The sequence below is a fragment of the Streptomyces sp. YKOK-I1 genome (assembly GCF_054660435.1).
Genome location: NZ_BAAGDR010000001.1, coordinates 9472174 through 9496114 on the forward strand (window position 1 = coordinate 9472174; position 23941 = coordinate 9496114).

The 23941-nt window shown below is 71.7% G+C and carries 20 protein-coding genes; 16 read left to right on the plus strand and 4 right to left on the minus strand.

What is annotated here, in order from left to right; translation table 11 throughout:
- Positions 1-426: 426 nt before the first annotated feature.
- Complete coding sequence (locus ACYQ8Q_RS42140) at positions 427-1674, minus strand: ROK family transcriptional regulator (protein WP_460072373.1); 1248 nt, start codon at positions 1672-1674, stop codon at positions 427-429.
- A gap of 253 nt (positions 1675-1927) precedes the next feature.
- On the opposite strand from ACYQ8Q_RS42140, the gene ACYQ8Q_RS42145 reads away from it, so the two are divergent.
- The 8 genes from ACYQ8Q_RS42145 to gap all read left to right on the plus strand — a co-directional run bounded on the left by ACYQ8Q_RS42145 (position 1928) and on the right by gap (position 11249).
- Positions 1928-3304 (plus strand): extracellular solute-binding protein, encoded by a 1377-nt coding sequence (locus ACYQ8Q_RS42145; protein ID WP_460072375.1) that lies wholly within the window; start codon positions 1928-1930, stop codon positions 3302-3304.
- A complete protein-coding gene (locus ACYQ8Q_RS42150; protein ID WP_460072377.1) occupies positions 3301-4227 on the plus strand; it encodes a carbohydrate ABC transporter permease in 927 nt (308 codons plus the stop codon). Before ACYQ8Q_RS42145 ends, ACYQ8Q_RS42150 begins: the two co-directional genes overlap by 4 nt.
- Complete coding sequence (locus tag ACYQ8Q_RS42155; RefSeq protein WP_460072379.1) at positions 4227-5123, plus strand: carbohydrate ABC transporter permease; 897 nt, start codon at positions 4227-4229, stop codon at positions 5121-5123. Before ACYQ8Q_RS42150 ends, ACYQ8Q_RS42155 begins: the two co-directional genes overlap by 1 nt.
- A 36-nt stretch (positions 5124-5159) precedes the next feature.
- On the plus strand, positions 5160-8240 hold the full coding sequence (locus tag ACYQ8Q_RS42160) for an alpha-mannosidase (RefSeq protein WP_460072381.1): 3081 nt from the start codon (positions 5160-5162) through the stop codon (positions 8238-8240).
- A gap of 13 nt (positions 8241-8253) precedes the next feature.
- Entirely contained in the window at positions 8254-8799 is a 546-nt protein-coding gene (locus tag ACYQ8Q_RS42165; RefSeq protein ID WP_460072383.1) for a DinB family protein, read from the plus strand.
- The gene (locus tag ACYQ8Q_RS42170) at positions 8796-9146 is read left to right on the plus strand and encodes a hypothetical protein (protein WP_460072385.1); all 351 of its coding nucleotides are present in this window, start codon (positions 8796-8798) and stop codon (positions 9144-9146) included. Before ACYQ8Q_RS42165 ends, ACYQ8Q_RS42170 begins: the two co-directional genes overlap by 4 nt.
- Before the next feature lie 17 nt (positions 9147-9163).
- Entirely contained in the window at positions 9164-10120 is a 957-nt protein-coding gene (locus ACYQ8Q_RS42175; protein WP_460072387.1) for a GlxA family transcriptional regulator, read from the plus strand.
- A 130-nt stretch (positions 10121-10250) separates the two neighbouring features.
- Positions 10251-11249, plus strand: coding sequence for a type I glyceraldehyde-3-phosphate dehydrogenase (gene gap / locus ACYQ8Q_RS42180; protein ID WP_460072389.1), 999 nt, complete (start codon positions 10251-10253; stop codon positions 11247-11249).
- A gap of 20 nt (positions 11250-11269) precedes the next feature.
- Here the strand turns inward: gap and ACYQ8Q_RS42185 are convergent, their stop codons facing one another.
- Positions 11270-13018, minus strand: coding sequence for a glycoside hydrolase family 3 protein (locus tag ACYQ8Q_RS42185; RefSeq protein ID WP_460072391.1), 1749 nt, complete (start codon positions 13016-13018; stop codon positions 11270-11272).
- A gap of 25 nt (positions 13019-13043) precedes the next feature.
- A complete protein-coding gene (locus ACYQ8Q_RS42190) occupies positions 13044-14375 on the minus strand; it encodes an MFS transporter (RefSeq protein ID WP_460072393.1) in 1332 nt (443 codons plus the stop codon).
- Between the two features lie 214 nt (positions 14376-14589).
- Here ACYQ8Q_RS42190 and ACYQ8Q_RS42195 point away from each other — a divergent pair, with 214 nt between their 5' ends.
- The 3 genes from ACYQ8Q_RS42195 to ACYQ8Q_RS42205 all read left to right on the plus strand — a co-directional run bounded on the left by ACYQ8Q_RS42195 (position 14590) and on the right by ACYQ8Q_RS42205 (position 16108).
- Positions 14590-15240 carry a TetR family transcriptional regulator gene (locus ACYQ8Q_RS42195; RefSeq protein WP_460072394.1) on the plus strand — a complete coding sequence of 217 codons (651 nt, stop codon included), beginning with the start codon at positions 14590-14592 and terminating at the stop codon, positions 15238-15240.
- A gap of 302 nt (positions 15241-15542) precedes the next feature.
- Positions 15543-15869 (plus strand): hypothetical protein, encoded by a 327-nt coding sequence (locus ACYQ8Q_RS42200; protein ID WP_460072396.1) that lies wholly within the window; start codon positions 15543-15545, stop codon positions 15867-15869.
- A 17-nt stretch (positions 15870-15886) separates the two neighbouring features.
- Positions 15887-16108 (plus strand): hypothetical protein, encoded by a 222-nt coding sequence (locus ACYQ8Q_RS42205; RefSeq protein ID WP_460072398.1) that lies wholly within the window; start codon positions 15887-15889, stop codon positions 16106-16108.
- Between the two features lie 173 nt (positions 16109-16281).
- On the opposite strand, the gene ACYQ8Q_RS42210 is transcribed toward ACYQ8Q_RS42205, so the two are convergent.
- Positions 16282-17370 (minus strand): LacI family DNA-binding transcriptional regulator, encoded by a 1089-nt coding sequence (locus ACYQ8Q_RS42210; RefSeq protein WP_460072400.1) that lies wholly within the window; start codon positions 17368-17370, stop codon positions 16282-16284.
- Between the two features lie 231 nt (positions 17371-17601).
- On the opposite strand from ACYQ8Q_RS42210, the gene ACYQ8Q_RS42215 reads away from it, so the two are divergent.
- The 5 genes from ACYQ8Q_RS42215 to ACYQ8Q_RS42235 are packed head-to-tail and all read left to right on the plus strand — an operon-like array spanning position 17602 to position 23926.
- Positions 17602-18891, plus strand: coding sequence for an ABC transporter substrate-binding protein (locus ACYQ8Q_RS42215; RefSeq protein ID WP_460072402.1), 1290 nt, complete (start codon positions 17602-17604; stop codon positions 18889-18891).
- Between the two features lie 5 nt (positions 18892-18896).
- Complete coding sequence (locus ACYQ8Q_RS42220) at positions 18897-19805, plus strand: carbohydrate ABC transporter permease (RefSeq protein ID WP_460072404.1); 909 nt, start codon at positions 18897-18899, stop codon at positions 19803-19805.
- Positions 19802-20653, plus strand: a complete 852-nt coding sequence (locus ACYQ8Q_RS42225) for a carbohydrate ABC transporter permease (protein ID WP_460072406.1) — start codon at positions 19802-19804, stop codon at positions 20651-20653. The genes ACYQ8Q_RS42220 and ACYQ8Q_RS42225 overlap by 4 nt, the downstream gene beginning before the upstream one ends.
- A 28-nt stretch (positions 20654-20681) precedes the next feature.
- Complete coding sequence (locus ACYQ8Q_RS42230; RefSeq protein WP_460072408.1) at positions 20682-21929, plus strand: glycoside hydrolase 5 family protein; 1248 nt, start codon at positions 20682-20684, stop codon at positions 21927-21929.
- Positions 21926-23926: an endo-beta-N-acetylglucosaminidase gene (locus ACYQ8Q_RS42235; RefSeq protein WP_460072410.1), complete on the plus strand. Its 2001-nt coding sequence runs from the start codon at positions 21926-21928 to the stop codon at positions 23924-23926. The genes ACYQ8Q_RS42230 and ACYQ8Q_RS42235 overlap by 4 nt, the downstream gene beginning before the upstream one ends.
- Positions 23927-23941: the final 15 nt, after the last annotated feature.

The window sequence follows — 23941 nt, forward strand, 5'->3', positions numbered from 1 at the left end:
TGCCGGGGTTGGTCGGGGTGGTCCGTCTCCTCCGGGCTCGCCCGCCGGGGTTGGCCAGGACGGTTCGCCCTCTTCGGGCTTGGGCGGCTTCGCCTGCCGGGGTTGGTCGGGGTGGTCCGTCTCCTCCGGGCTCGCCCGCCGGGGTTGGCCAGGACGGTTCGCCCTCTTCGGGCTTGGGCGGCTTCGCCTGCCGGGGCTGGTCAGAGTGGTCCGCCCTCTCCGGGCCCGGGAGCGACCTTGCCCGCCGGGGCCGGTCAGGGCGGTTTCGCCCTCTCCAGGCTTGGGCGGCCTCGCTCACCGGGGTTGGTCAGGGCGGTCCGCCCCCTCCGGGCTCGGGCGGCCTCGCCCGTCAGGGGCGGAGCGGCGCATCGCCGGCCCGGCGCCCGTCAGGCCGGCGATGCGCCGTCACCCCCGCCGGCAGCGCCCTCAGACGCCCGCCCCGTCCGTGAGCATGCGCCAGCCCGGGGCGTAGTTTCCGTGCAGGACCAGTGACGCCGCGCCGATCGCGCCCACCGTGTCGCCGATGACGCTCTGCTCGATCACCACGGGGCGGATGGAACGGGCCACCGAGGTGCGGTTGACGGCGCTGTCGATCTCCTCCAGCAGGATCGGCTCGATGCCGCGCAGCGCCTCGCCGCCGAGAACGACCCGGCCCACGTCCAGCAGGCTGGCCGCACCGCGCGTGGCCTGGGCGATCAGGCGAGCGGCGCGTCGTACGACGTCACCGGCGTCGGGGTCACCGGCGCGGGCGGCCCGGCGCAGCGCCTTCCAGTCGTCGTGGAGGGAGGCGGGGACACCGGTCACCCCGATACGGTCGGCGGCGAGGGGGCCGTACCGCCGCAGCAGGTCGTCGATGATCGCGGCCGGGCTGCAGTAGGGGCCGAGGCAATCCGTGGCGCCGCAGTGGCAGACCCGGTCGCCGGGCTCGACGGGCATATGGCCGAACTCCCCGGCGTTGCCCGAATCCCCGTGCAGGACCGTGTTGTTGAGGACGATCCCGGCGCCGATGCCGGTCCCCAGGTAGATGAACAGGAAGCTGCCGGCCCGCGCCTCGCCGCCGATCCAGCGCTCGCCTATCGCGGCGGCCGTCGCGTCGTTGTCCAGGGCGACGGGCAGACCGGTGGCCTTGGCGAACATCTCGACGAGCGGCACCCGGTCCCAGCCGGGCAGGTTCGGCGGTCTGACGACACAGCCCGTGGAGCCGTCGATCGGACCGGGCGCGGCGATGCCGAGGCCGAGCAGCCGGGCCGGGTCCACCGCGGAGCGGACGATCAGCCGCTGCACGGCGCGCGAGACCCGGTCCACGACGTCCTCGGGTACGTCCGGGGCGGTGAGCCGCAGCCGGCGGCTGACGATCACCTCGCCCGCCAGGTTCACCAGCACGATCACGGCCGAGTCGGGATCGAGATGGACGCCGACCGCGTACGCGCCGTCCGGACGGGGGGAGAGCAGCGTGCGGCGCTTGCCGCCGCTGGACGGGGCGTGCCCGGTCTCGGTGACCAGACCCGCGTCGAGCAGCTTGCGGACGACGTTCGACACGGTCTGGTTGGTCAGGCCGGTGAGCGCGGCCAGTTCGACACGGCTGACCGCGCCGCGCGTGCGGATGGCGTCCAGCACCACGGCCTGGTTGTAGCCGCCCACGCGCGGCAGATTCGTGCCGCCGAGTCTCGTCACCTGTCCATCACCTGACCCCCGACTCATGTCCACATCGCGACGCTCCCGCCATCACACCACGCCGCACGGCCGGAAGTTTACATGCCGGAAGCGTTGACTTAATCCATCCATTGGATTTAGCTGTCGCCCACCAAACCGGGTCGAACGGTCCGGACGCGCAGGGTGACGCAAGGGAGGCGCCGCCCGCACCGAGCCGGCGCGTCCGCGTCCCACGCGGCTTCCCACAGGTTTTTTCGTTCCGGAGGAAACCCCAGTGCGCTCGAAACTCGCCATCGTCACCGCCCTCACCGCCGCCACCGCCCTCACCGCGACCGCCTGCGGATCGGGCTCCTCAGGGAGCTCCGGCAAGACGGTCAAGGTCGTCTACTGGCAGAACCTCAACAGCAGCAACAAGCTCCAGGCGAACTACCTCGCCTCGATGGTCAAGGAATTCACCAAGGCCAACCCCGGCACCACCGTCAAGCTCGTCCCCGTCACCGCCTCCGAGAACGACTACTACACCAAGATCCAGCTCATGATGCGGTCCCCCTCGACCGCCCCCGACCTGGTCTACGAGGACACCGCGCTGATCAACTCCGACATCGCGGGCGGCTACCTCAAGCCCCTCGACGCCTACACCGCGAAGTGGGCCGACTGGTCGCAGTACGCCACCGCCGCCAAGGGCGCGGTCACCGGCGCCTCCGACGGCAAGGTGTACGGCGTCCCGGACAACACCGACACCCGCGGGATCTGGTACAACAAGACGCTCCTCGCCAAGGCCGGGATCTCGGTGCCCTGGCAGCCCAAGACCTGGGACGACGTCCTCGACGCCGCCAGAAAGATCAAGGCGAAGCTCTCCGGCGTCACCCCGCTGAACATCTACACCGGCACCGCGGGCGGCGAGGCCTCCTCCATGCAGGGCTTCGAGATGCTCCTGTACGGCACCCCGGCCGGCGACAAGTCCCTCTACGACGCGAGCCAGAAGAAGTGGGTCGTCGGCAGCCAGGGCTTCAAGGACGCGCTGACGTTCGTCCACACCGTCTTCAGCGAGAAGCTCGGCCCCTCCGTGGACCAGGCCCTCGGCGCCAACTTCGGCACCACCGTCGGCACCGAGCTGATCCCCGAGGGCAAGCTCGCCATCGACATCGACGGCTCCTGGATGCCCAACAACTGGGGCTCGACCAGCGCCAAGCCGTGGACCGCGTGGGAGAGCACCATGGGCACGGCGGCCATGCCGACGCAGAACGGACAGGCCCCCGGGAAGACATCGATGTCAGGCGGCTGGGCCTGGTCGATCCCCGCGAAGGCGGGCAACGCCGACCTCGCCTGGAAGTTCCTGGAGTCCATCCAGACCAAGACCAACTCGGCGAAGTGGAACGCCCTCAACGCCACCATCGCCACCCGCACCGACGTCGCCACCGACGAGATGTACCTGAAGTCCGTCCCCACCAACGAGTTCTTCACCGCCCTCGTCGCCGACACCCACTACCGGCCGGGCCTGCCCGCCTACAACCAGGTCTCCACCGCCATCCAGAAGGCCATGGAGTCCGTGACCACCGGCCAGGCCTCGGTGGACAAGGCCGCCGCCACCTACGACAGCGACGTGGCCGCCGCCGTGGGCGACGACAAGACGGTCAAGGGCACCTCGTGACCGCACTCGCCCAAGCCCCCCGCGGGACCGACGGCCACCGCCGGTCCCGCGGGGTCCCCGCGCCCGTCCGCGGCCTCCTGCGGGGCCTGCCGCTGCTGCCTGCGGTGGTCCTGCTGGTCGTCTTCCTCGCCGGCCCGATCGCCTACTGCGTGTACTACGCCTTCACCGACATGCAGCTGACCGGCGCCGCCGGCACCCACTTCACCGGCTTCGACAACTTCACCCGCGCCTTCGGCGACTCCGACTTCCTCAACTCCGTACGCCTCACCCTGGTCTTCGTGATCGGCTCCGCGGTCGTCGGACAGAACACCCTGGGACTGGCCCTGGCCGTCCTGATGGAGAAGGCGTCCAAGCCGGTCCGCTCGCTCACCAACGGCGTGGTCATCGCCGCCTGGGTGCTGCCCGAGGTCGTCGCCGGCTATCTGATGTACGCCTTCTTCTACGACCAGGGATCCCTCAACTCGCTCCTCGGCACCCTGCATCTGCCGCGGCAGAACTGGCTCTACACCGCGCCGATCCTCGCGGTCTGCCTGGCCAACGTCTGGCGCGGCACCGCCTTCTCGATGATGGTCTTCTCCGCCGCCCTCAACGACGTGCCGAAAGAACTCGTCGAGGCGGCCGAGATGGACGGCGCGGGCCCCTGGCAGCGGCTGTGGCGGGTCACCCTGCCGGTCATCCGGCGGTCGATCCTGACCAACCTGATGCTGATCACGCTGCAGACCCTCTCCGTCTTCGGCCTGATCTACACCATGACCCGCGGCGGCCCCGGCAACAAGAGCGAGACCCTCCCCGTGTTCATGTACCAACAGGCGTTCCAGAACAGCCTCATCGGCTACGGCACCGCCATCGCGCTCGTCCTGCTCGTGGTCGGCGCCCTGTTCTCCGCCGTGTACATCCGGCTGCTCCGACTGGAGGACGAGTGATGGCCGTCGCCGTCAAGACGCCCACCGGCTCCGCCCGCCGCGGCCGGTCCGCCACCCGCCCCGCGTCCCCGCGACGCCGCTCCCGCCTCGGCCGGATCGGGGTGAACCTCGTCCTGCTCGCGGTGTCGGTGACCTACGTCCTGCCCCTGCTGTGGATGGCCCTCGCCTCCGTCAGCGACCTCAACACCTTCCGGCTGAAGTGGCCCGACACCTTCACCCTCGACAACTTCGACGCGATCCTCAACGTCGACACCACCTACCGGCCGATGCTCAACAGCCTGCTGCTGTGCGGCTTCGGCACCCTGATCACGGTCGTCGTCTCGATCCTCGCGGCCTACCCGCTGTCCCGCTACCGCTCCCGGCTGCGCCGCCCGTTCCTCTACACGATCCTGTTCTCCACCGGACTGCCCATCACCGCCGTGATGATCCCGGTCTACAGCATGTTCGTCCAGGTGAACCTGATCGACTCGATGCCCGGCACGACGCTGTTCCTGGCCGCCTCCGCGCTGCCGTTCGGCATCTGGCTGATGAAGAACTTCATGGACGGCGTGCCGATCGTCCTGGAGGAGGCGGCGCGCATCGACGGCGCGAACGCGATGCAGGTGCTGTGGCGGGTCGTCCTGCCGCTGATGCGCCCCGGCGTCACCGTGGTCACCATCTTCACCTTCATCGGCATGTGGGGGAACTTCTTCGTCCCCTTCATCCTGCTGCTGTCCCCGGAGAAACTCCCCGCGTCCGTCAGCGTGTTCACCTTCCTCAGCGCCCACGACCAGACGCAGTACGGACAGCTCTCCGCCTTCTCGCTCATCTACTCGCTGCCCGTCGTCATGCTCTACCTGCTGCTCTCCCGCAAGCTCGGCGGCGGCTTCGCCCTCGGCGGCGCCCTCAAGGGATGAGCACCCCTCCCACGACCCCCCACGGAGAAGACAGCCATGCACAACGACCGTGAACTCACCGAGCAGCGACTGCGCCGGGTGCTCGACGAGCGGATACGGCCCGCCGTCCACGCCCGCTCGGTCCCGCTGCACATCGAGGTCTGGGACGTCCCCGGCGAACCCGTGCCCGTGCACGAGGGCCTGACCGCCCCCTACCGCCCCGCCCGCACGGGCGACCGATGGGGCCCGGCCTGGACGACCAGCTGGTTCAAGGTGAGCGGCACGATCCCCGCCGACTGGGCCGGACTCCCCGTCGAGGCCGTCCTCGACCTCGGCTTCGCCACCCACTCGGCCGGCTTCTCCGCCGAAGGCCTCGTCTACCGCGCCGACGGCACCGCCGTGAAGGCCCTCAACCCCCGCAACACCTGGCTGCCGGTGACCGGATCCGCCGCCGGGGGCGAGGAGTTCACGGCGTACATCGAGGCCGCCGCCAACCCGGTCGTGATGCACACCGCCCCCGGTGAACTCACCTTCGGCCCGACCTCGGTGGGCGGCCGCGCCCCCTGGCTCGGCGACCCGGCCGCCGACCCGGGAGAACCCCTGTACCGGCTGCGGCGGCTGGACCTCGCCGTCGTCGACCGGCCGGTGTACGAACTCGTCCAGGACCTCGACGTCCTCGACCAGCTCATGCGGGAACTCTCCCCCGACTCACCGCGCCGCTGGCAGCTGCTGCGCGCCGCCGAACAGGCCCTGGACGCCGTCGACCTCCAGGACATCGGCGGCAGCGCGGCCGCCGCCCGGGCCGCCCTGGCCCCCGCCCTCGCGGCCCCGGCGCACGCCAGCGCCCACCGGGTCTCCGCCGTCGGCCACGCCCACATCGACACCGCATGGCTCTGGCCGCTGCGCGAGACCGTCCGCAAGGTCGCCCGCACCGTCTCCAACGTCACCCAGCTCATGGACGACCACCCGGAGTTCAAGTTCGTCATGTCCCAGGCACAGCAGCTCGCCTGGCTCAAGGAACACCGCCCCGAGGTCTACGCCCGCGCCCAGGAGAAGGCGAAGACCGGGCAGTTCCTGCCCACCGGCAGCCTCTGGGTGGAACCCGACACCAACATCAGCGGCGGCGAGGCCCTGGTCCGCCAGTTCGTCCACGGAAAGCGCTTCTTCCTCGAGGAGTTCGGCGTCGAGACCGAGGAGATGTGGCTGCCCGACACCTTCGGCTACAACGCCGCCCTGCCGCAGCTGATGAAGCTCGCCGGGGTGCGCTGGTTCCTCACCCAGAAGATCTCCTGGAACACCACCAACAAGTTCCCGCACCACACCTTCTGGTGGGAGGGCATCGACGGCACCCGGATCTTCAGCCACTTCCCGCCCGTCGACAGCTACAACGGCGAACTCTCCGGCGCCGAAGTCGCCCACAGCGTGCGGAACTTCCAGGACAAGGCCGGCTCCAACAGCTCCCTCATCCCCTTCGGCTACGGCGACGGCGGCGGCGGCCCCACCCGCGAGATGCTCTCCCGCGCCGCCCGACTCGCCGACCTGGAGGGCTCCGCCCGCATCGCCGTCGAGGGCCCCGCCGACTTCTTCCCGCGCGCCCACGCCGAGTACGAGGCGGCCGGTGGCGCCCCCGTCTGGTCCGGCGAGCTGTACCTGGAGTTCCACCGCGGCACCCTCACCAGCCAGCTCGCCACCAAGCAGGGCAACCGGCGCAGCGAACACCTCCTGCGCGAGGCCGAGCTGTGGGCCGCGACCGCCGCCGTACGGCACGGACACCCGTATCCGTACGACGCCCTGGACCGCCTGTGGAAGACGGTCCTGCTCCACCAGTTCCACGACATCCTGCCCGGCACCTCCATCGCCTGGGTGCACCGGGAGGCCGAGGAGACCTACGCGGCCGTCGCCCGGGAACTGGAGGACCTGATCGACGCGGCCCAGGGAAGCCTCACGGACGACGGCGAGGGCACCCTGGTCTTCAACGCCGCCCCGCACGCCCGCGCCGGGGTCGCCGCCCTGGGCGCCGCGCCCCGCACCGACGACCCCGCCGCCCCCGTGCGCCCGCGCGCCACCGACGACGGCTTCGTCCTCGACAACGGGCTCGTCCGCGTCACCGTCGACACCGACGGCCTGATCACCTCCGCCCGCGACCTGACCGCCGACCGCGAGGCCCTCGCCCCCGGCGCCCGCGCCAACCTCCTCCAGCTCCACCAGGACTTCCCCAACCAGTGGGACGCCTGGGACATCGACGCCTTCTACCGCAACTCCGTACGCGACCTCACCGAGGCCGACTCGGTCACCGCCACCGACGACGGCGCCGTACACGTCGTCCGCTCGTTCGGCGCGTCCCGCGTCGAGCAGACCCTCACCCTCCCCGCCGGGTCCCGGCGCCTGCTCGTGGACACGGTCGTCGACTGGTACGAGAGCGAGAAGCTCCTCAAGGCCGCCTTCCCGCTGGACGTCCGGGCCGCGCACTCCACCGCCGAGATCCCCTTCGGCCACGTCGACCGCCCCACCCACACCAACACCAGCTGGGACGCGGCCAAGTTCGAGGTCTGCGCCCACCGCTTCCTGCACGTCGGCGAACGCGACTGGGGCGCCGCCCTCGTCAACGACTCCACCTACGGCCACGACATCACCCGTGACGTCCGCCCCGACGGCGGCACCACCACCACGGTCCGTCTCTCCCTGCTGCGCTCCGCCCGCTTCCCCGACCCCGACCAGGACCGGGGCGTCCACCGGCTGCGCTACGCCCTGCTGATCGGCGCCGACCTCGCCGACGCCGTCCGCGAGGGCTACCACCTCAACCTCCCCGAACGCACCCGGCCCGGCCGCACCCCGGTCGCCCCGCTGGTCACCGTCGACCACCCGGGCGTGGTCGTCGAGGCCGTCAAACTCGCCGACGACCGCAGCGGGGACGTCGTCGTCCGGCTCTTCGAGGCCCATGGCGTCCGCGCCCGCGCCACCCTCACCCCCGGCTTCCCCCTCGCCTCCGCCGAGACCACCGACCTGCTGGAACGCCCCCTGCCCGACCCGGCGAGCCACCAGGTCGCCGACGGCGAGGTCCGCCTCACCCTGCGCCCCTTCCAGATCCTCACCCTCCGCCTGCGCCGCTCGACCGGACCCGATGTCAGTGGTGCCTGACACACTCGGCCGTATGACCGACACCCCCACACCGCTGCACTACGCACCCAGATGGAGCGACGACGACCGCCCCGCCCCTCCGTCCACGGGGGGCGAGCGGGAGACCCTGAGCGCGGTCCTGGACTGGCACCGGGCGACCTTCGCGCTCAAGTGCTCCGGCCTGACGCAGGAACAGCTCAACGACAGGGCGGTCCCGCCGTCCGCCCTGTCCCTGCACGGGCTGGTACGGCATCTGGCAGGTGTCGAACGCTGGTGGTTCCGCATCCAGTTCGCCGGCGAGGACGTCCCCCTCCTCCACTACTCCGACGACGACCCCGACCAGGACTTCGACGCGCTGGACGGCGAGGCCACCGAGGATTTCGCCGTCTGGCGGGAGGAGTGCGAGCGCTCCCGGCGGATCACGGCGGCGGCCTCCCTGGAGGAGACCGGCATCCGCAGGAGCACCGGTGAGCCGGTCTCCCTGCGGCGGATCCTCGTCGACATGATCGCGGAGTACGCCCGGCACAACGGCCACGCGGACCTCCTGCGGGAACGCCTCGACGGAGCGACGGGCCTGTGATCACCTACGACGACTCCGGCGATGTCGCCCTCCTGATCGACACGGAGGATCCCGCGGAGGCGGAGCGGCTCACGCCGCGGCTGCTCCGGGCCGTCGAACACCGGGCGGAGCTGGAGCGAAGAGCGGTCGACGCCGTGGTGCGCGAGTTCAGCGCGGAGCCGCCCACGGCCGAGGACCTGGCGGAGGCGGCGGCCGACCTGGTCCTCGACACGATGGTGGTCGACGGGGACGGCGAGCTGATGCTGCACTTCACGGATTCCTGCGGGAAGCACCTGCTGGACGGGTACTGGCCGGCGGTCCGCTTCGACGGGGAGGACACCGTGATCGACGTGACGGTCGAAGCCTGACCCGTAGGCTGTACGGCGTGTCGTCCTCCCGCCTCCGACGCGTCGCCGTCCTCGTGCTCGAAGGCGCCAAGCCGCTCGACGTCGGCATCCCCGCCCAGGTGTTCACGACCCGCGCCAGCATGCCGTACGAGGTCCGGGTGTGCGGGGCCGAACCCGGCCTGGTCACCGGCGGCGACGGGCTGTCGTACCACGTGGCCCACGGTCTGGAGGCCCTGGAGTGGGCCGAGATCGTCTTCCTCCCCGGCTACCGCTCCCCGGACCGCGAGGACCCGCCCCCGCAGGTCGTCGACGCCCTGCGCGCCGCCCACGCCCGCGGCGCCCGGCTGGCCGCCATCTCGACCGGGGCCTTCGCGCTCGCCGCGACCGGTCTGCTCGACGACAGACGCGCCACCACCCACTGGCACTACACCCGGGCCCTCGCGGCGAAACACCCGCTCGTACGGGTCGACGAGAACGTCCTGTTCGTGGACGAGGGCAGCGTCCTCACCTCGGCCGGCGCCGCCTCGGGCATCGACCTGTGCCTGCACATCCTGCGCGGCGATCTCGGTGTCTCCGCCTCCAACCACGCCGCCCGGCGGCTGGTCGCGGCGCCCTACCGCAGCGGCGGCCAGGCCCAGTACGTACCGCGCAGTGTGCCCGAGCCGCTGGGCGAACGGTTCGCCGCCACCCGCGAATGGGCCCTGCGCCACCTCGGTGAACCCCTCACCCTCGACACCCTCGCCCGGCACGCGGCCGTCTCGGCGCGCACCCTCTCCCGCCGCTTCGTCGAGGACACCGGCTACACCCCGATGCAGTGGGTGATGCGCGCCCGTATCGACCGCGCCCGTGAACTGCTGGAACGCTCCGAGCGCGGTGTCGAGCAGATCGCCGCGGACGTCGGCCTCGGCACCGGCTCCAACCTGCGGCTGCACTTCCAGCAGATCCTCGGCACCACTCCCAGCGAGTACCGGCGCACCTTCACCCGGGGCGAATAGCGGCGCCCCTGCGCGGCCTCCCGGAGGCCTGGCGAGGTGTGGCGAGATCCTTGCGAACCATGGCGCTCACGCCGTGGCCACCGACGTCCGCCGCACGCGAGGCTGGGGGCGACTCGAAGGGACACGATTCATGACTCGCATCGCCATCAACGGATTCGGCCGCATCGGACGCAACGTGCTGCGCGCGCTGCTGGAGCGCGAGACCGACCTCGAGGTCGTCGCCGTCAACGACCTCACCGAGCCGACCGCCCTCGCGCGCCTCCTCGCCTTCGACTCGACGTCCGGCCGGCTCGGCCGGCCGGTCACCGTCGAGGACGGCGCGCTGGTCGTCGACGGCCACCGGATCCAGGTGCTCGCCGAGCGCGACCCGGCGCAGCTGCCGTGGGCCGCGCTCGAGGTCGACATCGTGCTGGAGGCGACCGGCCGCTTCACCTCCGCCAAGGCCGCCCGCGCCCACCTCGACGCGGGTGCCCGCAAGGTCCTCGTGAGCGCGCCCTCCGACGGCGCCGACGTGACCCTCGCCTACGGCGTCAACACCGACGCCTACGACGCGGATCTGCACACGATCGTCTCGAACGCCTCCTGCACGACCAACGCGCTCGCCCCGCTGGCCGCCGTGCTCGACGAGCTGGCCGGCATCGAGCACGGCTTCATGACGACGGTGCACGCCTACACCCAGGAGCAGAACCTCCAGGACGGCCCGCACCGCGACCCGCGCCGCGCCCGCGCCGCCGGCGTCAACATCGTGCCGACCACGACGGGCGCCGCCAAGGCGATCGGCCTGGTGCTGCCGAACCTCGACGGCAAGCTGTCCGGCGACTCGATCCGGGTGCCCGTCCCGGTCGGCTCGATCGTGGAGCTGAACACCACCGTGGCCCGTGACGTGACCCGCGACGAGGTCCTCGCCGCCTACCGCACGGCGGCCGAGGGCCCCCTCGCGGGCATCCTCGAGTACTCCGAGGACCCCCTGGTCTCCGCCGACATCACGGGTAACCCGGCCTCGTCGATCTTCGACTCCGAGCTCACCCGTGTCGACGGCCGCCACGTCAAGGTGGTCGCCTGGTACGACAACGAGTGGGGCTTCTCCAACCGGGTCATCGACACCCTGGGGCTGCTCGCCGCCCGCTGACCCCCCGGCCTCCCGTCCCCCTACGGCACGTCGATGCCGTGACCGTAGGGGAAGACCGGGTCCTCGGTGTCGTTGGGCACGTCCGGGCGGGACGCCTCCACGGCGGCCATCGAGCGGGGGAGCTCGAACGGCAGCCGGCCCTCGGCGCGGGCCAGGCCGAACGCCACGTCCAGCAAGGCCGCGTCGGACGCGCCGTAGTCCGCGACCAGGGCCGCCGCGCGCTCCGCGATCTCGGGGAGCACGGCGGGCCGCTCCAGATTGACGCAGACCACGGTGGGCACGGTGTCCAGGAGCCGCAGGATCTCCTTCAGCTCCTCCTCGCCGAAGGCCAGCGACCCGGCGTGGAAGAAGGACTCGAAGGCACCGGGGCGCTCCTCGTACGGGGTGCGCAGCCGCAGCACGGCGACCTCCGCGTCGGCCGGGTCCGTGACGACATTGCCGTAGGCCGCGGCCGTCTCCGAGCTCATGCCCCGGACATACAGGTCGGGGCGCCCCCGCAGGGGCAGCAGGCCGCCGTTCGTGAGGACGGTGAGCGAGCGCCGCTGGGCCGCCTCGCCCGCCGCCGTGAACTCGGCGGCACCGACGATCTCCTCGGCGCGGTCGGGGTCGACGTACGGGTTCTCGAACAGCCCCAGCACGAACTTCTCGCGCAGCAGCCGTCGTACGGAGGCGTCGATCCGTTCCTCCGGGACGCGGCCGGAGCGCACCAGCTCCACGATCACCTCGGGGCACTGCTCCCCGCCGAACTGGTCGGTGCCCGCGTCCAGCGCCTTCGCCGCGCGCTCGGCGACGCTCAGGTGCTCGACGCCCCAGGCACGGGCCTCGGCCGGCTCGCCCAGGATCTCGGCGTCGGTGAGCAGACCCCAGTCGGTGCAGATCACGCCGTCGAAGCCGAGGCGTTCGCGCAGCAGTCCGGTCAGCACGTCCTTGTTGAAGCCGAATCCCACCTCCTCCCAGTCGGTGCCGACGGGCTGCCCGTAGTACGGCATCATCTGCGAGCACCCGGCCTCGATCGCGGCCCGGAACGGGGCCAGGTGGTACGCGCGCATCCCGCCCGGGTACACCTGCTCCTTGCCGTGCGGGAAGTGCGGGTCCTCACCGTCCTTCTGCGGCCCGCCGCCGGGGAAGTGCTTGACCATCGCCGCCACGGACCGCGGGCCGAGCCGCGGCCCCTGGAGCCCTCGTACGTACGCTGCCACCAGCTCGCCGCTCAGCTCCGCGCTGGAGCCGAACGTGCCCGACTGGCGCGACCAGCGCGGCTCGGTGGCCAGGTCGATCTGCGGATGCAGCGCGACCCGGAAACCGACGGCCAGGTACTCGCGGCGGACGGTGTCCGCGAACCGCTCCACCAGCGTGGCGTCCCCGATCGCGGCCAGCCCCAGCGGTTCGGGCCAGGCCGAGAACGCCCCCGAGTTGAAGGAGGCGCCCGGGTTGTCGGTGAACGCGTGCCGGGGGTCGGTGGAGAGCGTGACCGGGATGCCGAGGCGGGTCGCCGCGGCCAGCTCCTGCATCCGGTTGGCCCAGCGGGCCATGGCGCCCGCGTCGCCCTGGCCCAGCAGGTTGAAGTGGGTCAGATGACGGCCCGTGACCAGCTCGGTCGTGCCGTACCGGAGGAACGGGCCGTCCTCGGCGAGACCGCCGTCGGGCGCCATGGTCAGCATGGTGTGGAAGAGCTGGCCCGCTTTCTCCTCCAGGGTCATCCTGGCCAGCAGGTCCTCGACACGCTCGTCGACGGGCAGGTTCGGATCGCGGTACGCGGGGGTGGTCATCGGGTTGCTTTCCTTGGTGTGGGGGCTACTTGACCGAGCGGATGAACTGGACGGCGAGCGCGCCCAGGACGGCGGCGACCGCGCCGAAGAGGAACAGCGCGCCGTAGTTCCCGCCGCCGCCGATCGCCAGGAAGACGGGGGCGACGATGGGCACGAGGGACTGCGGCAGCGCGTTGCCGATGTTCAGCACGCCCATGTCCTTCGCGGACTCCTCGGGGTTGGGCAGCACCGCGGCGGCCAGCGCCATGTCGACGGAGAGGTAGAGCCCCTCGCCGAAGCCGAAGACGACCAGGGCGGCGACGTACGTCCCGAAGCTCTGCGCGGAGGCGATCAGCGCCAGGCTGACCGCCATGACCAGGGAGGATCCCAGCACATACGGCTTGCGGCGCCCGGAGCGGTCGGAGAGCTGACCGCCGAGGAGCGAGCCGGCGGCGATCGAGACGACCATGGCGAGGGTGCCGACCAGGACCTTCCCGGTGACCGCGGTGTCGTCGTACCCGAGGCGGTCCATCAGGAAGTACACCTGGTAGCTGGTCACACAGGAGGCGCCCGTGAAGACCAGGAACCGGCCGGCGAAGTTCCAGGCGAAGTCGGGGTGCCGGCGCGGGTTCACCCAGAAGCTCCGCAGGAACTCCCGGAGGCTGTACGGCTCGAAGGCGCCGACGCGGGCCGGCCGGTCCTTGATGACGACCGCGAGGCAGCCGACGGCGGCCAGGCCGATCACCCCGGGGACCAGGAAGGCCAGGGCCATCGAGCCGCTGAACACCTGGGCGAGCACCGAGCCGCCGATCATCGCGAGCGAGGTCGTGATGCCGATGAGGCCGGAGACCCGGGCCTGCTGCTGCGGCGGGATCAGATCGGGGACGCAGGAGGTCAGGGCGGCCAGGGTGGCGTTGATGCCGAGCTGGGCGACGGCCCAGCCGGCCATCAGCACCGGCACGCTCCCGCCGAGGGCGACGACGAGCAGCCCGACGAGCCCGGCGGCCATACCGCCGACCAGCCAGGGCCGGCGGCGGCCGAAGCGGCTGGTGGTGCGGTCGGACAGGGCGCCGAAGACGGGGTTGCCGAGCATCGCGAGCAGCGCGCCGACGCTCAGCACCTGCCCGAGGGCGGCGCCCCGGTCGGCCTCCGGCACGATCTGGCTGACCCGCAGCGCGAGGGTCACCATCACCGGGGTGAGCACGGCGAGGTAGGCGCCGAACTGGGCGAGGGCGAGGGCGAGGATCAGTTGGGGGGAAGCCTTGGGGGAGGCGTCGGAAGGGGAGACGGGAGTGACGGGGGCGACGGTGTGCGCGGCGGTGTGCGCGGCGGTCGGAGCGGGTGACTCGCCGAGCGGGGCGTCGTGGCTCAGTGCCATGGCGGCTCTCCATGGGGGACGGGGGCGGCTTCTTCGCCGCACCGGCCTGATCAGGGAAGCAGCAAAACCGAGTGGGTACTAGGTTTTGATCGAGTGGCCTGAATCACTCTGCACGTGGCTTGAAAAGCGGGGCCATTGGTCCGGTAACCGCCGGTCCCGGACATGTGCCCCACATCATGAGGGAGCGGTCTGTGGGCGGGCTATGGTGACCGGCATGGAGCAGAAGGAAAGCAGCAGGGCGGGCAAAGCCGCAGGCCGCGGAACATACGCCGTCGGTGACGAGCGGCGGCTGCGCATTCTGGACGCCGCCGTCGAGCACTTCGCCCAGTGGGGTTTCCACGCCTCCTCCCTGGCCCGGATAGCCAAGGACGTGGGCATCACCCAGGGAGGTCTGCTGCACCACTTCCGCAGCAAGGAGGACCTCCTCGTCCAGGTCCTGGAACGCACCGAGCAGCACGACAAGGAGAAGTTCTTCCACGAGGACTTCTCCACGGCCACCGAGTGCTACGCCAACCTGGTCCGGCTCACCGAGTACAACGCCGCCCGGCTCGGCCGCACCCGGATGTTCAACGTCCTCGCGGCCGAGGCCGGCGACCCCGGTCACCCCGCGCACCCCTACTTCGTACGGCGCTACGCCGAACTCGTCGCCGTCATGTCGGCCTCTCTCCAACACGCCGTGGAAAGCGGAGAGTTGAAGGAGGGCACCGATGTCGTCGAGGTGGCCGAGGAGACCGCCGCGGTGATGGACGGCCTGCAACTCCAGTGGGTCCTCGACCCCCGGCGCTTCGACATGGTCAGCCGCTTCCGCGCCTACGCCGACCGGCTGCTGCGCTCGATCACGGTGCAGGCGACGGGGCTGCCGTAGCGAGGCGACCGGGCTCCGGACGATCGACACCGCCCGGCCCGTCGATCGCGGACGGCCGAAGCCGTGGTCGAGGGCAGCCAGGCGGGCCCGTGAGGCGGTGGCCAGGATCAGGTGGTCGTCGCCGGTGAACGCCCCGTGCAAGGGCAGCGCCGGGTCGAGATCATCGGCCGGCTCAGGGCCGTGAGGGTCGCGTGCAGCTCGGCGCCGGAGGCGGGCCGGGTACGTGTCGGGACACGGGTGAGCGTGTCCGGCGCCGCGCTGTCCTCGCCCGCCCGGGTCGCCACCGGGAAGTCACCGGCGGGGTGTCCAGGACGATCTCCCCGGGCCCCGAGCCGCTCGGCGAGGGCCACGGACAGGACGACGGCCGCCTGCCCGCAGAAGGCCACTCGGCCGGCGGGCAGGCGGCCGTCGTGGACGCACAGTTCTCCGACCCCCGGCTCGCCGCCCTCCACGACCTCTCCTGTCCCTGGGACGCGCGCGGGGACTTCACGTTCTACCCGCCCTTTGTGATGGCCGTGTCCTCCGTCCTGGACGTCGGATGCGGGACCGGCGCGCTGCTGCGCAGGGCACGGGAGGACGGGCAAACCGGCCGGCTCCGCGGTCTGGACCCGGCCGCGGCACCGCGCTGACCGATGCCGGCAGCTTCGTGTTCGAGACCCGCAACCCGCTCGTACGGGAGTGGGAGGACTGGCACATCAGGTACTCGGGCGAGGTGGTGGACCCCGCGGGCGCGGTGGTGCACTGCGCCCGCGAGGTCGAGACCCTGACGGACGCGGGTCTGGTCGTGGTGGAGCGGTACGGCGACTGGGGCCGCGGCCCGCTCACGGAGGCCAGCCCGGAGATCGTCACGGTCGCGCGCCGGGGGTGACCTCGGGACCGGTCGGCGGTCGACCGCCGGGCCGTCAGCGGCTGCGGATCGCTGTCGTGGCGAGGAATCCGGTCGCGGCGGCGGTGATGAGGGCGCAGACGGCGAGCAGAGTGGTACGGCGCATGGAACAGCCTTTCCCTAGCGGGTGGAGGAGGTGTCCTGTACAACGCCGGTCATGCCGGAGTCGGCTTGCCGCGACCGCGTTTGCCACCCGCATGGACGCGCCCTCCCCCTGGTGGCGCAATCGGTCCAGCCCCCTCCCGCAGGACCCCGGTGCTGCCCCGCACGATCAACCCCGGCACCGGTACCCGCACGGTCCCCGCAGGCTCCCCGTCGAGCAGCGCCACCAGCTCGCGCGCCGCCGTCCGCCCGAACTCCACGCTGTCCCGGGAGAGCGCGGACAGCCACGGCTTGACCATGCGGCACAGGGCGGAGTCCTCCCAGGACACCACCGACACATCGGCCGGTACGGCGAAGCCCAGTTCGGCCGCGGTCGCGACCCCGGCGACGGCCATCACGTCGTTGTCGTAGATCAGGGCGGTCGGGGGAGCGGCGCCGCCGAGGACCGCGCGGGTGATCGCCGCGCCCTCCGCGTCCGAGTAGTCGGTCGGCACCGACCGCACCTCCGTGAGCCCGCGACGCTCCGCCTCGGCGCGCAGGGTGCGGATCCGGCGCCGGGTGTGGGCGAGGTCGGGCAGCCCGGCGATGTGCACGATCCGCCGGTGGCCGAGTGCGTACAGCTCGTCGACCACCGACGCCATGGCCCCGGCGTCGTCCGCCCACACCGTCGACAGACCCGGATGCCGTTCGTCGGGCGCGCCGCCGATCACCACCGCGGGCAGTCCGAGTTCGTCGAGGAGGGCGGGGCGCGGGTCGTCGGTGCACGGGTCGACGACCAGGACGCCGTCCACCCGGTTCTCGGCCCACCAGCGCCGGTACACCGCGCACTCCTCGTGGACGTCCCGGGCGATCTGGAACAGCAGCCCGAGGTGGCGCTCCGCCAGCACCTCCTGGATGCCCGAGACCAGCTGGAGGAAGAACGAGTCCACGCCCAGCGTGTCCGCCGGGCGGGCGAGCACGAAGCCCACCGTGGCGGCGCCCTCGCCGGACAGGGCGCGGGCGGCGGTGCTGGGCCGCCAGCCGAGCTGTTCGGCGACGCGCCGCACCCGGTCCCGGGTCACCTCCGAGACGCCCGGACGGCCGTTGAGCGCGAAGGACACCGCGCTCTGGGAGACACCCGCGCGCTGCGCGATGTCCTTCATGGTGGGCCGGCGTGCCGGCGACCGCCTCCCTGACAAGGAGTTTCCCCCATTTCCCCGATAAACCCCCGAACGGTTTCCGGCCAGTATGCACTAATGCGGTTCAGCTCAACCATCCTAAAGCGCATAAGCAACTAAACAAATTAGCTGGGTTTGCTCCATTGACGGGCCGGTCAACTGCCGTGCAGGGTCTGCGTCGTTGGCCAACTCCACGGCAAAGGAGGCCGTTTCACCGTGCGTATTCCCCGCAGAATCCTCGCCGTCGCCACCGCCTGTGTCGTCCTGCCGCTGAGCGCCTGCGGCTCCGGAGGCGACGGCGGCGATCCCCCCGATGCCTCGGGCAAGGTCGAGGGCGACATCACCTTCCAGACCTGGAACCTGCGCGCCAACTTCACGTCCTACTTCGAGGGCGTGATCGCCGACTTCGAGAAGGAGTACCCGGGCACCCACGTGAAGTGGGTCGACCAGCCGGCCGAGGGCTACGCCGACAAGATCAGCGCGGACGCGGCCGGCGGCACCCTGCCCGACGTCGTCAACGTCTCGCCCGACCTCGTCGCCCCGCTGGCCAAGGCCGGTCTCGCCCTCGACCTCGACAAGGCCGCGGGGAAGTACCGCAAGGAGTACCTGGACGGCGCCTGGGCAAGCCACCGGATACCGGGCATGGCCGGGACGTACGCCTTCCCCTGGTACCTCAACACCGGGCCGCTCTTCTACAACAAGAGCCTCTTCACCCAGGCCGGACTCGACCCCGAGCGGCCGCCGAAGACGTACGGCGAACTCTTCGCCGACGCACTCGAGCTGGCGGAGAAGAGCGACGGCAAGGTGGCCACCCTCGCCAACGTGCCCACCGTCGAGGACTTCGGCCGCTACGGCGTCCCCCTCATGAACGACGACGGCACCGGCTTCGCCTTCAACGACCCCAAGGGTGTCGAACTCCTCACCAAGTACAAGGAGTTGTACGACGCGAAGGCGCTCGACCCGCAGGCCCTGACCGCCACCCCCGAGTCCTCCGGCAAGAAGTTCCTCACCGGTGCCGTCGCCATGAACCCGGGCAGCGCCCTCGACCTGGGCAACTTCAAGAAGCAGGCGCCGAGTCTGTACGAGAACATCGGCATCACCGACCAGATCACCAGCACCGGCCACGTCAACATGTACGTGATGGGCGTCATGGTGAACGCGCGGAGCAAGCGCACGCCCGCCGCCGTCGCCTTCGCGCACCACGTCACCGACGCCGAGCACCAGATGTCGTTCGCGAAGCAGGTCGCCATCTTCCCGAGCACCGCCGGCTCGCTGGACGACCCCTACTTCGCGAAGGAGGACGGCACCGACGAGACCCGCGTCCGGATCGCCGCCGCCAAGTCCCTCAAGAACGCGGTCAATTACACGCCCGTCCTGTTCAGCGAACAGATGAAGACCGCGCTGCGCAACGAGGTCGCCAAGGCGCTCCAGGGCAAGGAGAGCCCGAAGGAAGCCCTCGACAACGCTGTCAAGGAGTGCGACACGCTGCTGAAGCAGCAGGGCTGAGCCGGATGGCCGCCGTCCCCGCCCCCGCCGCCGTCCCCGCGCGCGTCCGCCGCCAACTGCCCACCAGCCCCTGGCTGTTCGCCGCCCCGGGGCTGCTGATCGCCGCAGCCTTCGTGCTCTACCCGTTCCTGTCCACCCTGACCAACTCCTTCACCGACCGCCGCACCCTCCTCCCCGGCGGGTTCGTGGGCCTCGCCAACTACCGCGAGATGCTCCACGACGACATGTTCTGGACCGGACTGCGCAACAGCACGCTCTACGTCCTCGGCGTCGTCCCCGCCCTCGTCGTGCTGCCGCTGCTGCTCGCGCTGCTGGTGCAGAAGAACATCCCCGGCATCACCTTCTTCCGCTCCGCGTTCTACACCCCGGTCGTCGCCTCGATCGTCGTGGTCGGACTGATCTGGGTGTGGCTGCTCGACGAACGCGGGCTGGTCAACGCGCTGCTGGAGGCCCTCGGCGCCGGGCACGTCGGCTTCCTCAGCGACCAGTGGCTGCTCCTGCTGAGCGCCATGGGGGTCACGGTGTGGAAGGGCCTCGGCTACTACATGATCATCTATCTGGCGGCGCTGGCCGGCGTACCGCGCGAACTGCACGAGGCCGCCGCCGTGGACGGCGCGGGCGCGGTGCGCCGCTTCCTGACGGTCACCGTGCCCGCCGTCCGCTCCACCATGGTCCTGGTCGCCGCGCTGTCCTCGGTCGCCGCCTTCAAGGTGTTCTCCGAGGTCTATCTGATGGCCGGACCCAGCGGCGGCCCCGCGGGCGAGGACACCACCCTCGTCATGCTGGTCCAGCGCACCGGCACCGGCCTCACCGGCCGGGTCGGCTACGCCTCCGCCCTCTCCGTCGTCGTCTTCGCCGTGACGGTCGCGCTGATGCTGCTGGTGCTGCGCGCGGACCGGAGGGACGAGGGATGAGCGTCACCGACGAGCACGGCCGCCGGGTGCGGGGCCGGGAGCTCGCCCTGCGGTACGTGCTGCTGCTCGCCGTACTCGCCCTGACCGTCGGCCCGTTCCTGTGGCAGCTGTCGACCTCGCTCAAGGGACCCACCGAGGACATCTACGGCTCGCCGCCCGGCTTCCTGCCCGAGGACCCGACCCTGCACAACTACGACCGGGTCGCCGACACCATCCCGGTGTGGGACTACGCGGTCAACTCCCTGAAGGTCGCCGGCGCCAACGTCGTCACCAACTGCGTCGGTTCGGCCCTCGCCGGCTACGCGCTCGCCCGGCTCCGCTACCGGGGACGCCGGCCGGCCACGCTCGTCTTCGTGCTCGCCATGCTGGTCCCGGTCGAGGGCATCATCATCGCCCAGTTCACCACCATGCGGGAACTCGGCCTGAACAACACCCTGATCGGCGTGGTGCTGCCCGGCTGCGTCGGCGCGGTGAACGTCCTGCTCATGCGCAACGCCTTCCTCAACCTGCCGTACGAGATCGAGGAGGCGGCCTTCGTCGACGGGGCGAACGTGTGGCAGCGGTTCCTCAGGATCGCCCTGCCCTCGGTGAAGGGCACGGTCGCCGTCGTCGCGATCTTCGCCTTCATGGGCGCCTGGGACGACTTCCTGTGGCCGCTCATCGTGCTCAGCGACCCCTCGAAGTTCACCCTCACCATCGGCCTGAACTATCTGCACGGCACCTTCGCCAACGACGAACGCCTCGTCGCCGCCGGCACCGTGATCGCCGTGGCCCCGCTCATCGCCCTGTTCGCCTGCCTCCAGCGGTACTTCTTCCGCGGGGTCGGCGAAGGCGCCGTCAAGGGCTGACCGACCCCCCGTCCCGCGAGGAGCCCGTATGCCTCCTGCCGTGCGTTTCGGCGTCAACTACACCCCGAGCGAAGGATGGTTCCACCACTGGCTGGACTTCGACCTGGACTCCGTGCGCGCCGACCTCGACTCGATCGCCGCGCTGGGCCTGGACCACATCCGTGTCTTCCCGCTCTGGCCCTACTTCCAGCCCCACCGCACCCTGATCCGGCCCCGGGCGGTGGACGACCTCGTACGGCTCGTCGACGCGGCCGGTGAACGCGGGCTCGACGTCACCGTGGACGGACTGCAGGGCCACGTGAGCAGCTTCGACTTCCTGCCGGCCTGGACCCGCACCTGGCACCGCCGCAACCTCTTCACCGACCCCGACGTGCTCGACGGCCAGGCCGCCTATCTGCGCACCCTCGCCGCCGCCCTCGCCGATCGCCCCCAGTTCCTCGGCATGACCCTCGGCAACGAGATCAACCAGTTCTCGGCCGGGCCGCACCCCGACCCGGACCGCGCGACCGAGGAGCAGATCGACGCCTGGCTGACCCGGATGCTCGCCGCCTGCGAGGAGGGCGCGCCCGGCCGGCTGCATCTGCACGCCGAGTACGACGCCACCTGGTACCAGGACGACCAGCCCTTCACTCCGGCCCAGGCCGCCCGGCACGGCGCGCTCACCGCCGTGCACTCCTGGGTCTTCAACGGCACGGCCCAGCGCCACGGGCGGACCTCCGTCCCCACCGAGCACCACGCGGCCTACCTCGTCGAACTGAGCAAGGCCTGGGCAGCGGACCCGCACCGCCCCGTCTGGCTCCAGGAGGTCGGCGCCCCCGCGCCCCTCGTCCCGGCCGAGCACGCCGCCGCCTTCACCGAGGCGACCGTGCACAACGCCCTCGACTGCCCCGACCTGTGGGGCATCACCTGGTGGTGCTCCCACGACGTGTCCCGCGAGCTCGCCGACTTCCCCGAACTCGAATACGGGCTCGGCCTGCTGACCAACGACCGCCGACCCAAGGACCTCGCCCGCGCACTCGCCCGGGCGGCGGCCGCACCGCCGTCCACCCCCGCGCCCCGCGCCACCGCGCTCGTCGTCCCCGCCGACCCGTCCGCCCGCTCCGCCTGCGCCCCCGGCGGCCCGGTCTACGACGCCTTCTTCCGGCTCACCGCCGACGGCGCCCGCCCCACCACCGTCCTCGACACGCTCGCCGACGACAAGGACCACCTCGGCGCGCGCGGCATCACCGAAGTCGTCACCCCGGACCAGGCACTCCCAGGAGGGACCCGCCCGTGAACCCCACCAGACGCACCGTCCTGCTCGCCGCCGGCGCGGCAGCGTTCCTGCCCGCCCTGCCCGCTCCCCCGGCGCGGGCCGCCACCGGGGCCACCCCGCCCTACGCCGCCTACTGGTACCCCGACTCCCTCCCCTCGGGCACCCCCGGCACCGGCATCACCTGGCGCAGTCTGAAGACCTGGACCGCGGCCGACGACACCGACCTCGCCTTCAACGCCGCGTCCGTCCCGCTCGCCCCCCGCTTCACCCCGACCCCGGCCAACACCACCGCCCGCGCGGACCAGGCCCGCATCCAGTCCCTGGTCTCCTTCGGCCCCACCTCCCTCAACCCCTCCCAGGGATCCGCCACCGCCGACCACTACGCCTTCACCCACTGGGCGTACGCCGACGAGCTGGTCTTCTGGGGCGGCTCGGCAGGCGAGGGCCTGATCCTCGCCCCGAACGCGCCGATCGTCGACGCCGCCCACCGGCACGGCGTCCCGGTCCTCGGCAATGTCTTCCTGCCGCCCGTCGCGTACGGCGGACAGCTCCAGTGGACCCGCGACCTCGTCCAGAAGGACAGCGACGGGCACTACCCGCTCGCCGCACAACTCGTCCGGGTCGCCACCGCGTACGGCTTCGACGGCTGGTTCGTCAACGCCGAGACCAGCGGCGGCAACACCGCCCTCGGCACCGCCATGCTGGGCTTCCTGACCGAGCTGAAATCCCTCGCCGCGGCGCGGGGACAGCGGGTCACCTGGTACGACGCGATGACCGTGAACGGCACGGTGAGCTGGCAGGGCGCCCTCAACTCCCAGAACCAGGCCTTCTTCCAGAGCGCCGACGACCTGTTCGTGGACTTCCGCTGGTCGAGCGCCACCCTCGCCGCCTCCGGGACCAGGGCCGACCAACTCGGCCGCAGCCGCTACGCGTTGTGGGCGGGCGTCGACGTGGAGGCGAGCGGCTCGAACAAGTCCGTCGCCTGGGACGCGATCGTGCCCACCACCCAGGCCCACATCGCCTCCCTGGGCTTCTACCGGCCGGAGTGGACCCGCAACCACCTCCCCCCGGGCGGCAGGGCCCCGGCCGACTTCCACGCGGCCGACGACCGCTTCTGGACCGGACGTTCGCTCGACCCCTCCCGCCCCGACGCCACGGATCCCTGGCGGGCGCCCGCCGTGTCGGTCGCGGACCGCTCCACGGTGACCGGCGTGCCCTTCGCCAGCACCTTCAACACCGGGCACGGACTGCGCTGGTACGAGGACGGCGAGGTCACCTCGGACGCCCCGTGGAACCACCTCGGCCTCCAGGACCGGCTCCCGTCCCGGCAGTGGGCGGTGCGCACCGCGGGGACGCGGCCGGCCGTCGCCTTCGACTTCGCCGACGCCTGGCACGGCGGCAGCAGCGTGCTGGTCACGGGCGCCCTGGACGCGCCGGTCACCGTCGACCTCTACGCGACGAGGCTCCCGCTCACCGACGCCACCGTGGTCGAGCTGACCCACCGCACCGACACCGGCGCCGTCACCGTCGAGCTGGCCGTGGCCACCGCCGAGCCGGACACCCCGGGGACGACACCGCCGTACACCTGGCTGCCGGTGGAGACGGGCGACGGCTGGCGGACCTCGACGGTACGGCTGGCCGGGCTCACCGGTACCGTGCACGCGCTCGGCGTCCGGCTCACCGCGAGCGCGGGCCCCGTGGGCTGGCGGCTCGGCGCCCTCGCCGTACGCGAGGAGGCCGGTACCCCCGCCACCCCGTCCGGCCTGCGGATCACCGCCGCCTCCGGAGGAGACCTGCGCCTCGCCTGGGACGCCTCCCCGGACGGCGTACGGCATCACACCCTGCACCGCCTCCTGCCCGACGGCACCCGTCGCTTCCTCGGCGGCACCTGCCAGACCGCCTTCTTCCTCACCGGGCTCACCCCGGAGCAGGGCGAGGCGGTCGCGTGGTTCGAACTGCGCGCCGTAGGGGAGCTGTACACAGCGTCGGCCCCCGTGACCGTCTCCCACACCTGGTAACCGTCACCCAGCCTT

What these genes read in the sequence shown, in the direction of transcription:
- ACYQ8Q_RS42225 (WP_460072406.1), top strand. Translation starts at nt 19,802, where the DNA reads ATGAGCGTCACCGACGAGCACGGCCGCCGGGTGCGGGGCCGGGAGCTC.
- ACYQ8Q_RS42165 (WP_460072383.1), top strand. Translation starts at nt 8,254, where the DNA reads ATGACCGACACCCCCACACCGCTGCACTACGCACCCAGATGGAGCGAC.
- ACYQ8Q_RS42190 (WP_460072393.1), bottom strand. Translation starts at nt 14,375, where the DNA reads ATGGCACTGAGCCACGACGCCCCGCTCGGCGAGTCACCCGCTCCGACC.
- ACYQ8Q_RS42155 (WP_460072379.1), top strand. Translation starts at nt 4,227, where the DNA reads ATGGCCGTCGCCGTCAAGACGCCCACCGGCTCCGCCCGCCGCGGCCGG.
- ACYQ8Q_RS42230 (WP_460072408.1), top strand. Translation starts at nt 20,682, where the DNA reads ATGCCTCCTGCCGTGCGTTTCGGCGTCAACTACACCCCGAGCGAAGGA.
- ACYQ8Q_RS42195 (WP_460072394.1), top strand. Translation starts at nt 14,590, where the DNA reads ATGGAGCAGAAGGAAAGCAGCAGGGCGGGCAAAGCCGCAGGCCGCGGA.
- gap (WP_460072389.1), top strand. Translation starts at nt 10,251, where the DNA reads ATGACTCGCATCGCCATCAACGGATTCGGCCGCATCGGACGCAACGTG.
- ACYQ8Q_RS42160 (WP_460072381.1), top strand. Translation starts at nt 5,160, where the DNA reads ATGCACAACGACCGTGAACTCACCGAGCAGCGACTGCGCCGGGTGCTC.
- ACYQ8Q_RS42210 (WP_460072400.1), bottom strand. Translation starts at nt 17,370, where the DNA reads ATGAAGGACATCGCGCAGCGCGCGGGTGTCTCCCAGAGCGCGGTGTCC.
- ACYQ8Q_RS42185 (WP_460072391.1), bottom strand. Translation starts at nt 13,018, where the DNA reads ATGACCACCCCCGCGTACCGCGATCCGAACCTGCCCGTCGACGAGCGT.
- ACYQ8Q_RS42220 (WP_460072404.1), top strand. Translation starts at nt 18,897, where the DNA reads ATGGCCGCCGTCCCCGCCCCCGCCGCCGTCCCCGCGCGCGTCCGCCGC.